The 10,850-nt window shown below is 56.2% G+C and carries 10 protein-coding genes and 1 pseudogene; 8 read left to right on the top strand and 3 right to left on the bottom strand.

Annotated features, from left to right (window positions below; all coding sequences use genetic code 11):
* Positions 1 to 8: 8 nt before the first annotated feature.
* From C8C95_RS23390 to C8C95_RS23405, 4 genes are all read left to right on the top strand, one after another.
* Positions 9 to 1,421, top strand: coding sequence for a copper oxidase (locus C8C95_RS23390; RefSeq protein WP_116750488.1), 1,413 nt, complete (start codon positions 9 to 11; stop codon positions 1,419 to 1,421).
* Between the two features lie 35 nt (positions 1,422 to 1,456).
* Positions 1,457 to 1,942, top strand: a complete 486-nt coding sequence (locus tag C8C95_RS23395) for a cupredoxin family protein (protein ID WP_056419630.1) — start codon at positions 1,457 to 1,459, stop codon at positions 1,940 to 1,942.
* Positions 1,943 to 1,980: 38 nt separating this feature from the next.
* On the top strand, positions 1,981 to 2,322 hold the full coding sequence (locus tag C8C95_RS23400; RefSeq protein WP_108625381.1) for a copper-binding protein: 342 nt from the start codon (positions 1,981 to 1,983) through the stop codon (positions 2,320 to 2,322).
* 77 nt (positions 2,323 to 2,399) lie between these two features.
* Positions 2,400 to 2,693, top strand: a complete 294-nt coding sequence (locus C8C95_RS23405) for a hypothetical protein (RefSeq protein WP_133246269.1) — start codon at positions 2,400 to 2,402, stop codon at positions 2,691 to 2,693.
* Positions 2,694 to 2,850: 157 nt separating this feature from the next.
* Here C8C95_RS23405 and C8C95_RS23410 read toward each other — a convergent pair whose 3' ends face one another.
* Entirely contained in the window at positions 2,851 to 3,042 is a 192-nt protein-coding gene (locus C8C95_RS23410; RefSeq protein WP_060987813.1) for a heavy-metal-associated domain-containing protein, read from the bottom strand.
* Positions 3,043 to 3,186: 144 nt separating this feature from the next.
* On the opposite strand from C8C95_RS23410, the pseudogene C8C95_RS23415 reads away from it, so the two are divergent.
* Together C8C95_RS23415 and C8C95_RS23420 are read left to right on the top strand one after the other, a co-directional pair.
* Positions 3,187 to 3,390, top strand: a pseudogene (locus C8C95_RS23415) (ArsB/NhaD family transporter); the annotation flags it as partial.
* Positions 3,391 to 4,266: 876 nt separating this feature from the next.
* Positions 4,267 to 4,452 carry a hypothetical protein gene (locus C8C95_RS23420; RefSeq protein WP_060987815.1) on the top strand — a complete coding sequence of 62 codons (186 nt, stop codon included), beginning with the start codon at positions 4,267 to 4,269 and terminating at the stop codon, positions 4,450 to 4,452.
* 105 nt (positions 4,453 to 4,557) lie between these two features.
* Here C8C95_RS23420 and C8C95_RS23425 read toward each other — a convergent pair whose 3' ends face one another.
* Complete coding sequence (locus tag C8C95_RS23425) at positions 4,558 to 5,754, bottom strand: tyrosine-type recombinase/integrase (RefSeq protein ID WP_116750490.1); 1,197 nt, start codon at positions 5,752 to 5,754, stop codon at positions 4,558 to 4,560.
* Positions 5,755 to 5,844: 90 nt separating this feature from the next.
* On the opposite strand from C8C95_RS23425, the gene C8C95_RS23430 reads away from it, so the two are divergent.
* A complete protein-coding gene (locus tag C8C95_RS23430; RefSeq protein ID WP_116750491.1) occupies positions 5,845 to 6,843 on the top strand; it encodes a DNA-binding protein in 999 nt (332 codons plus the stop codon).
* A gap of 76 nt (positions 6,844 to 6,919) precedes the next feature.
* Complete coding sequence (locus C8C95_RS23435) at positions 6,920 to 8,467, top strand: hypothetical protein (protein WP_133246270.1); 1,548 nt, start codon at positions 6,920 to 6,922, stop codon at positions 8,465 to 8,467.
* A gap of 158 nt (positions 8,468 to 8,625) precedes the next feature.
* On the opposite strand, the gene C8C95_RS23440 is transcribed toward C8C95_RS23435, so the two are convergent.
* Positions 8,626 to 10,716: a S8/S53 family peptidase gene (locus C8C95_RS23440; protein ID WP_165836610.1), complete on the bottom strand. Its 2,091-nt coding sequence runs from the start codon at positions 10,714 to 10,716 to the stop codon at positions 8,626 to 8,628.
* Positions 10,717 to 10,850: the final 134 nt, after the last annotated feature.

The following is a 10,850-nucleotide window of genomic DNA, read 5'->3' on the forward strand; positions in this document are numbered from 1 at the left end:
AAACCAACATGAATTCAAGACGAGATTTTTTCCGGTTTGCTGGCATTGCCGGAGGGGCAGTGGCCGCAGCGAGTGTGAGCCGCGTGGCGATGGCCGCACTGCCAGAGCCCATTTTCCAGGGCAGCGCCGACACCATGGCCCCCTTGGTGCCCAACTCCGGGCGCCCCTACAACCCGGTGGTCACGCTCAACGGCTGGACGCTGCCCTGGCGCATGAACCAGGGGGTCAAGGAGTTCCACCTGGTGGCAGAACCCGTTGTGCGCGAAATGGCCCCTGGCTTCAAGGCCCACCTGTGGGGATACAACGGCCAGAGTCCTGGTCCCACCATTGAAGTGGTGGAAGGCGACCGCATTCGCATTTTTGTGACCAACAAGCTGCCCGAGCACACCAGCATCCACTGGCATGGACAGCGTTTGCCCAATGGCATGGACGGTGTGGCTGGATTGAACCAGCCCGCAATCCAGTCGGGCAAGACCTTCGTCTACGAGTTCGTGGCACGCCGCCCGGGCACCTTCATGTACCACCCGCATGCCGATGAAATGACCCAGATGGCCATGGGCATGATGGGCTTCTGGATCACGCATCCGAAGACCAAGCATCCGCTGATTGATGAAGTGAATCGAGACTTTTGCTTCCTGCTCAGTGCGTATGACATTGAGCCCGGGGCCGCGACGCCCAAGGTTGCAGAGATGACGAACTTCAATCTGTGGACATGGAACAGCCGCATCTTTCCTGGCATCGACTCCTTGAACGTCCGGCTCAACGACAAGGTGCGTATTCGCATTGGCAACCTCACCATGACCAACCACCCGATGCACCTGCACGGTCACGAGTTTTTGGTAACGGGAACGGATGGCGGCCCCACACCCAAGAGCACCCGTCTCTACGAAGTGACCACCGACGTGGCCGTAGGCCAGATGCGCCAGATCGAGTTCCTCGCAGACGAAGAAGGTGACTGGGCATTCCACTGCCACAAGAGCCACCACACCATGAACGCGATGGGTCACGACATTCCCACCATGATCGGCGTGGACCACCGGGGTGTGGCCAAGAAGATCAACAACCTGATCCCCGACTACATGGTCATGGGCGAGCGGGGCATGGCAGACATGACCGAGATGGAGATGCCCATTCCGGACAACACCATCCCCATGATGACGGGGGAAGGCCCCTTCGGTTCGGTGGAGATGGGTGGCATGTTCAGTGTCCTGAAGGTGCGCCGCGACCAGAAGCCGGGCGACTACAAGAACCCGGGTTGGTACAAGAACCCGGAGGGCACGGTGGCGTACGAATACACCGGCCCGATGGCGGAGCCAGCCCGCTTCAAAGCCGAAGGTGGCCAATCCATGCCCCGCAAAGAGAAGTCCAGCTCGGACACTGTCGTCAAGGTCAAAAAGCCGTCTTCGCACAGCGGCCACTGATCGCCTCCTTTCCTCATCCACAACCCAAGGTAACTATGAAACGCACTCTTTCCCTGATCGCCGCCTCCGCCCTGGTGGCCCTGTCCTTCAACAGCTTTGCGGGCGGTACCCACAGCGGCGGTCACGGCCATGGAAGCGAGGAGTCAGCCATCGGCGAACCAGGCAAAGCCTCCAAAGTCAGTCGCACAATCAACGTGGACATGGCTGACACCATGCGCTTCACGCCCGCCGCGATCTCCGTCAAGCAGGGCGAAACGGTCAAGTTCGTGATCAAGAACAGTGGCCAGGTCAAGCATGAGTTCAGCCTGGGCACCGATGCCGAACTCAAGGAGCACTACGAGACGATGAAGAAGTTCCCGGACATGGAGCATGACGAGCCCAGCAAGGTGTCGCTGGCCCCCGGCAAGCAAGGCGAAATCATCTGGCAGTTCACCAAGGCTGGCGAAGTGAAGTTCGCCTGCCTGTACCCAGGCCACTACGACGCAGGCATGAAGGGCCAGGTCACGGTGGTCAAGAAGTAATCGGGGAATCCCTGCACGCAATTGAACAAGGAGCTCGTATGAAAAACGCAAACACTTTATTGATCGGCGCTATGTTGTCGCTGGTCACTCTCATGCCGCTGTCGGCCGTGGCGCAGGCCGCTGGAGACGCCGGAAAAGCCGCATCCACGACCGCAGCCTCCATGACCGATGGAGAGGTGCGCAAGATCGACAAGGACGCCGGCAAGATCACCATCAAGCATGGCGACATCAAGCACTTGGAGATGCCGGGGATGACCATGGTGTTTGCTGCCAAGGACAAGGCCCTGCTCGACAAGACGCAGGTCGGCGACAAGATCCGCTTCATGGTGATCAACGAGGGCGGAAAGATGGTCGTCACCGCCATCGAGCCTGCCAAGTAAGCACAAGGAGTGTCTCGCCGCGCCCTCAAGAAAGGGGGCGCTCTTCTGTTCGCACGTCAACCCACCAAGGAAAAATCATGAAAACTCTCCTTATCGCCCTGGCCATGACCGCCGCATCGTCCGCATTCGCTGCTGGCGACACCCAAGAGGCCACGCCCTACACCAACTCCAAGGCGCAAGCGCATGGCGAGGAACACAAAAACGCCCGCCCTGCGACCGGTGTGAAGCGGACCAAGGATGGCAGTACGGCGCGGGGTGAAGGCTCTGGCATCGCCGACACCAGCAAGGCCGAAGCCCGTGGTCAGGAAAAGGCCAATGCGCGTGAAGCCATGCCGCACAAGGAAGCCACTCCGGGCTCCACGCCCAAGTAGTTCCGAGACAGAGAGGTGGCAAAAAAGTAGCAACCGCCCAAAGACCTCAGGCCGACCATCGCTGCGTCAAGGCGATGGTCGGCGGCTCCAAGGCGGTGTCAATGCCCGCCGCGATGAACGTGTGCCGGAGCAGATCTTTTGCGGTACGGACGCGTAGTCAAGAGGGCGGGTAGCCCGCCTCGGTGAGCGCTTCCGCAAGCGTCAGGCGGTCTTCAGCACTCTGCACCGTAACCAAGCGCTTGGACATGTCCACCTGCACCTTGCAATCGGGATCTGCCATCTGCAGTGTCTGGTTCACCATCCCGGCACAGTGTCCACAGGTCATGTTGGGAAGCTGGAATTCATGCATCTTTAGCCTCATGGCGAAAAGTTAAGAAGAATCCAGTCTCCTGCTTGCCATGGTGGCAAGGTCAATCGTTTTAGCCTCCATGGCAGAGACACCTCTCGCCAAAGGCAGCTGCGATAAGCTCGTGGCGAATTCCACAGCTCTGATTTGCATGCGAATGTGATCGGCATCGACCTGAGACCCAAGATCACGCCCATCGGCACTTTGGCCACGCTACTGTGGCTTCACGTGTTGACGCGCAAGGGCATCCGCATCAGCTGGGGGCACTACTTCCGGGTGGGGATGGTGATCACGGTGCCCGTTTTGATCATCACACTTGCGGCGCTGGCGGTTGGGCTGTCGTTTCGATAGCTGTGATTTCGTTCCCCAAAGTGGGTACCGGCCACACGTAGACCAGCTCGCTCAACAACTTCACCAGCGTCTGCGTGACGATGACCGCCGGCAGGCTCGGAATTGCCCTCGAGGCGGCGACGGCGAAAACGGTAAAACAACAGTGCGTTGCGTGTGCTGGCACTGAGCGTGGCCGCACGGCCGGCCACCGCTTCCAGCCCAAAAAATTACGCAATCATCTGCCCCAAGCGGGGGCACGAAGATTACAAACGCGACGTGCAAGGCGCGGGGATTGGCTTCGGGTGCTTGACATTGCCACCGTGTCAAGGTCTATCGTGCATTGCTAGGGCGAGGCGCCACTGCACCGTTGATCCAGTGAGTTGGTCATACGCTGCACCACCGGACACGCACAAGAAAGCGACATCATGGACACTCAAAAGCACCAGGACCATTTTGCACATCATTGCGCGGCCGCAGAATCGCCCATCACAGGCCTGAAAGAACCTGTCTTTGGAATGTCGTTGACTGAGCCGTTTTCTTGCCGCATGGGATATGAGAATCAGCCGTACTACTTCTGCAGTGCGAAACGCCAGGGGCGCTTTGGTGCAGATCGTGTCCGATATGCCCATGGAGCTGCACACGCCAAGACGGATTCTCTACCTACGCTATCACAGCCGAAGGCCCCGTCGCTCGGACGCACCGCGCTGATTGCGCAGCAAAGGTTGATGTCTCGCCGCCGGCGGCTCAGGAGGATGAGTTGTGCACGCAAGGTGCCAGCGTAGTGAGCGGAACCTTTGCCGGACTGCCGGCAGTCTCTGACCCCTTCAAAGACTCTCGCGCCCCTTGCAACACAAATGCTCGCGAGCTGCGCGGGGCGGCAATTCGGGAGACTGAACTGTGACAACACTTGAGCAAGACCTGTCCAAACTGTTCAAGCGCGCTTGCCGGGAGCGCGACTGGCTTGTCGCCGAATACCTGATGCAGGCGCTGGAAGCGCTGGCCAAGAGGGAGGGACGGCGCACCCATGCCGACGCGGCGCTTCTCGATTGGGTGGCACAGATGTCAGAACGCGAATTGCACTGATCGGCAAGCTTGAATACCTGCAGCAACACCTGCAACCAATTCCCGATGAAGTGCCTTTTTAAGGCACCTCACGCATCTGATGGACAGGATCGACGCTTCGCTCCGTCAAACTGACCACCCCAGCTTGTGAGCTTTCGTGGTCTGGTCATGGCGCGCATCATCTTCCGTGTGCACATAAATGCTGGTTGTAGCGATGTTTGCATGGCCCAGGTTGTCCCGGACAGATTTGAGATCCATGTTGTCGCTCTGATGGGTCCCCGCCGTGTGACGCATCCAGTGTGCGGAGGCCTGTTCAACATGAGAGGCTGCGGCCTCATGGTCAGGACTCAGGGCTCGCAGGCGAACTGCGGTTTTCTTAAAAATGTCCTTGATCAATTCGTGCACGCCACTGCGTCCCATGGGGCGAACTCCACCAATGAGGGGCAACAAAAGCGGAAGAGTGTCCCCCTCACGCGGCAACGGTGTCAGGTTGTTTGATTTCCGGTAGCGCATCAGTTCCGTTACCAGTTCGTCGGTTGCGGGGATCACGCGAGCTTTGTCTCCCTTGCCCCGAATCTCCAGCCACCAGCGTTCACGGCCGTCCGCCCCCCGACGCCAGTAAAAGTCGCCCATAGAGTTGTTGCAGACCTCCGAAATCCGCAGGCCACCGATGTAGAGAAGAGAGAAGAGCCATCGGTATCGAGCCGCTTGGAGGGCAAGCCGAGGCGTGCCCGTGGGAAGGGACTCAATCGTTGCGCGCACTTGCGCCCAGTGCTCGTGGGGCAGGAACCTGCTGGTCTTGGCGGGTCGAGCCACAGATTTGCGGCGGCGCAGAGCTAACGGGTTGCCAGCCAGATACCCGGCTTGAACCAGCCAGTTGAAGAGGCTGTTGAGGATCGACAGTGCCTGGCGCTGGCTCTGCCGGTCCAGCGGCTTGGCGAACGGACGCCAGTGGGGCGAGGACCTCGGAGCCTTCTGTGCGACCTGCATGATCCATCGACCGGCCGGTTGGGGATCTTCCAAAAAGGACTCGTAGGCCAGAAAGTCCTCGTGGGTCAAATCGGACAGGGCCTTGCCATGCTGGTGCACACACCAAAGCAGCAGCCTTTCCGCCTCCTTGCGATAGCTGGCCAGCGTGGCCGGTGAATCCTTGTAGCGCGCCAGCCAGGCCAACACCGCAGAGCGATCGTCATTGGCCGCGACCTGGGGCAAGCCCTGGGCCCGATTGCGTCCCCGCTCGCCGGACAGGTGAAGGGGGAGCACCAAGCCCTCCAAAGGCTCAAGATGCGCCAAAACGGCAGGTGCGACGGTCAAGCTGCTCATGGAGCAAATTCTATGGACATTAGAGTAATTATGTCCATAGATAAGAAATTAATTCATTGATTCTTACGTTATACGTTGTATTAATTAAGAATGAGCGAAGAATCCGAAATCCAAGCCGAAGTTGAGGCCCTGCGGGAGCGTTTTAGCGATACGAAAGCGCTGTACCGCGAGGTGTGCGCGTTGCTGTTCTTCCGATACGGCATCACGCCCACAGCCAGCAAGCTCTATCAGCATGTGCGCAAGGGCTCCATGAGCGCCCCGGCCGAAGCGCTGGCCAAGTTCTGGGAGGATCTGCGCGGCAAGGCTCGGGTGGAGATCGATCACCCCGATTTGCCGGAGGCGCTTAAAGAGGCCGCAGGCCAAGCTGTCAGCGTGCTGTGGACCCAGGCAACGGAGTTGGCACGCGAGGAGTTAGCGGTCCTGCGCATCGAGGCGCACGCAGAGGCCCAGATTGCACAGACAGCCTTGCAGGAGGCTCTGCAGCGTAGCGCTGTCCTGGAGACCCAAATGGAGACCGCACAGACCAAATTCACCGAACTGGAGGTCCGCGTTCAGACCCTTGCTGTCGAGCTTGAACAAGAGCGGCGTGCGCACGCTGCGAGCACAGCGAGAGGCGAGGCGCTGTCCAGGCAGGTGGATGAGCTGAAGCTGGAGCAATCGAAGAGCAGGCAGCATTTCAGCGCTGAACTTGACAAGGGGCGTGCGGCCATCGACGAGGCGGCCTCCCGTGCGGCCGAGGCCGAGCGCCGCGCGCTTCGTGAAATTGATCGGGAGCGCACCGCTCGAATGCAGGTAGACAAGCACCTGGAGCAGCTGCGGGGCAAGCTCGCAGAAGTGGAGCGCGATCACCATGCCAAGGTCCTGGAGGCCAACGCAGCCCAGACACGATTGGCCGCAGACTTGGAGAGCGCACGGGCTTCGCTGGCCGAGAGCGCCCGCGTGAACCAACTGCAAGGCGTTGAGCTACAGCAGGCACTTCAGGCAGTGGCGCAGCACAAAGCGGAGGCTGACACCTTGCGCGCATTGGTGGCGCAGTTTCAACCGCCACCCAGGCCCGCTCGCAAGAAAAAACCGATGGACGGCCATTGATTGCTTGCACGCCGGCCGGCAGTGGGCGAAAAAGCTCCACACATACAGTATCTGCATACAACCAAGCGACGATCCCATGGCACGCGACGACTTCACGAAACCGACCAAGAATCAGGCTTATCAGCGGGTGGCAGGTCGTTGCTCCAATCCCGATTGCCGTGCCACCACCTCCGCACCAGTGGGCGAAGTTGACTTCTCCAATGTGGGGGTCGGCGCGCATATTCATGCGGCATCGCCTGGGGGGCCGCGTTATCTCGCTGCGATGACCGCAGAAGATCGGCGCGGATTTGGCAACATCATCTGGCTATGCCAGACCTGCTCGACAATCATAGACCGGGATCCAGACTCGTACCCCGCAGAAACGCTCAAAGTATGGAAAACATCGGCTGAGGCAAGGGCTCTGATGGAGCAGGGCAAACGGCTTCCCGATGAAAAGGATATCTATCGCATGGCGGCCATGGCCATGGGCACCCGAACGCCTGGGTTTTATCCAGAAGCCATAGGCAACGTGCACAAGGCCTTGGTCGATCAATTGGAAGCAGTGGATCCGAGGTTCACTGTTTCAACGACGTACTCGGGCGGCAATACAACGATTACCGTGGGCGCGAAAGAGACCGTGTCTTTTTCCATCAAGATTGGACAAGAGTCGGCTGATCTCTGGCGCAAGGGCCTTCAGGCGTCCATTGACGAGGGCCGTGAAGCGACGCTGCCACTCGATGGGGTCGTGTTTGAAGGATCAAAACTCTTCGATGTGCTGCACAAAGATGCCGACCTGGCATCGATAACGATCATGCCGATGGCACGTCCAGCCGTGTTGAAGATACTTGCGCCCCAGATCGAACCGGCAATTTTTGAAACCATTAGTGGTCAACTAACAGCTGGGCGCAAGCAAATCCGATTTGCAGGCGCTGGATGTGGCGGTCTTCTGGACGTGGAATTAGCTTTCACTCCAACGAATGGCAATGATGTTCACTCGGTATCGACTCTGACTACCAACTTAAAAGCGTGGCAAGGAAAAGAGGCTGCCAACCCTCCCTACTTGGACGTCTTTATCAACCTGCTTGAAGCAATTCTTGATCCATTCGCGTCTGTTTCATTCGTCTTGGACGTCGATGGAAATCAAGCTGCAGCGGGGAAGTTTCACATACCAAAGCATATAGAGGCGATGAACGAAACCCTCGCATTTGCTCACTACGCAAGACGAGCCAGAAATGTGCTTAGATTCCTCAGGAAAAGTGCGCCAATCGATATTTTCGAGAGCATCTCCACAGACGATCATCGGGCCCTGGCGCGAGTCAGCGATATCGTTGAGGGCAAGCTCTCCTACCAGCGCTCTCAGATCACCGGTTCACCGACGATGACTGTCGCGTGTGCTGATGGGGGTAAGTCACTGATGGAGGTCGTGCGCAACGGAGAGTTTTCAGTTCTGCAGCAGAAGGAACCCGCATCCATGGTCTCCATCTATGGGAAGCAATACGAAGTCCCTCCGACCACAAGCTATTACTCGCCTGTGAAACTGCATATCCTGAGCAAGAAGAAAAAGAAGGAGAGCATTGACTTTCGTCTGCGAATCGAAATGGCGGACAACTTCACAAGCCAAACTTTCTTCGAAGAACAGCAGTGATACGCCAGAAGCCTAGGCAGTAGGGCCCCTGGTAAGGCGATTGGTGGCGCGCCGTTCAAATCAGCGAGACGGGATAGAAAGCGGTTCATTAATAACCAAAAGGCTTATGAGTCTAAACTGGCCGTATCCCGGTTTGGCCTCTAAAAACCAGCGAACTTTCACGGGAATGCAATTCTGCGCCAAGTTTGTACACCGCTGGCAATTAAGCTGCTGACAGGGACACTTCCGGTCGAATTTACCCAAGCGATGAACTGATCGACGCTATGAGTGGGATTCATACTCTTGTAGACGGCTGCAAACCCAGAGATTTGAGCTGCAGCGAGAGATGTGCCCCAGCCTGCAAGCAAATCGGTATCTGAAACGCGTCCTGCTCCATTGACACCAATAGTATTTTCGTCTCCACCAGGCGCCAAAAAAATTGGATACGTATACTGACTTAAAGCCGCGATATTCGACTTTGTTGCGAGCGTATATCCAATTTCATCGTTCAGCACAGAAGCAGCTTTTATTGAGTATTCACTACAAGCAGGATGCGAAAGCGCAGTTTGAATCTGGTAATTTCCTGTTGATGCAATAACAGGGACGCCTGCGGTCCTAAGTTGTCGAATAAGATTTCTGATGGCGATGCTGACATTGGCATCGCAGTCGGACGGGTAACTGGCAACGGTGCCGATACTCAGATTGACAACCAGTGCTGCAGGCGAGGTGGGCGTAGTCCCGCCGGCCCTCAGAAGCACCGACGAGAGCCCTTTTTCCAAGTCGTTCAAATAATATGTTTTTTTATTATTGATGCGATCATATGAGAAAATATTTATCGAAATGAGTTGGGCGTCTGGCGCAACCCCTTGCAATATTCCGCTGGCCACGTTCGGTGATGCGCGACCCGCAGCAACCGAAGCCATTAGCGTACCATGCCCGCACCGCTGCTGATCAATCAGCTGGCATCCGATGAGATCACTGTTTGGCTCACCCGCATTTGGCGTCCCCGCTGGGCTATCACCGAACAAATCCTTGTTCGGACATATAGACTTAAAGCCTCCGGAGTTTGATCCAAAACAATCTTCGCCGACCACTTTCGTAGTGCCGTTAAAGAGAAACATCTCGTGAGTTTTTCGAATGCCGTCATCTAACACGGCAATCGCTACACCACTCCCCTTATTTCCAGAAGCCCATGCAACAGGCATGTTAATAGTCGGCATGCTCCTTTGTAGTTGCGACACACCCAGTGGGCGGTTTTCACGCAACTCCAAAATTCGCGGATCATTTTTTGCGCGGAGTCTAGACAGCTGGTCCTTGGTAAGAATCATCTGAAACGACCCAATCGAATCCCCGACAGGATCGCTTTGTGGCATTTTTATATTGGCATCAGCAAGAATTTTTGTCATGGCTTCTCGATTTGCCATTGCCTGATTTTTTCCTCCACGGGAATTCCAATTTAAATCAGGAGAGAAAAGTAACCCACCGCGCAACGAAATACTCACCTCTACCTGCCCCTCTTTTTCGGCTATATCGGATGCTCCTGCAGACCAGTAGGTGGTCCGAGGATCTTGATAGCCGATAGGCCGAATTCCTCGCACATCAGGATGATTCTGCAGGAGGAGTAGCTTTTTCTTGTTAATAGAGGTCGTTATTTTTATTGGTAGCGCATTGTCTAATATCAGGGTAGATTCGGAGTGGCCTGATTTTTGCAAATTTTCCCGGATTTTCTCAATCAGGGAATTGGCCTCAATGATCACTTCGCCAACATTTGTTATGCGTGTCGAGCCATCTTGCAATAGTTGATACTTCGCACTCTGAGTGTCAAGAATTATTTCGGCATCTACCTCTGATCTAGTGCGCAAAACTTTCCGGAGGGCTGTAAGGCTGCCATCCAGGTCCATAGCAGTAATGCGCGATTTGTCAGTGGGATCTATTGTAAAGGCCAGTGCATTCTGACTGTTTTGAAGGATGCTAATGCCTGCTGCTTTTATATACATCCCGATCTGCCCACTCTCGCTCTCCCAACTACCTTCTGTAAATGCTGCGATTCCTAATTCCGCCTTTAACGCACGTATGGCATTTGCATCTTTTTTTAAGTTATCATTTTTTTGCTCTTGCGATAATTTTTCAAGTTTCTGATGGCGTAGGGTGATCATCACTCGTACCTCGCCTTCCTCATTCACCGCATCTCTCATCCGCTTCAGGCTATCAGGATCAACAGTCGCCGCTTGCAACATTCCCATGCCAAAAGTTAGTGCAATGGCTGACATCACAGATAGCAGGTGTCGCATCTATCGCTCCAGAGAAGTTTGTGGTCTACGAAAATCGTAGCTGCCGATCCTGGGATGGCAAGTTTTAAATGAGCGAGTTCACGAGGCTACTTTGCAGGTGTTCCTTGTTCGCA

Origin of the sequence: Acidovorax sp. 99 (assembly GCF_003096455.1) — a bacterium.
Classification (GTDB): Bacteria; Pseudomonadota; Gammaproteobacteria; order Burkholderiales; family Burkholderiaceae_C; genus Acidovorax; species Acidovorax delafieldii.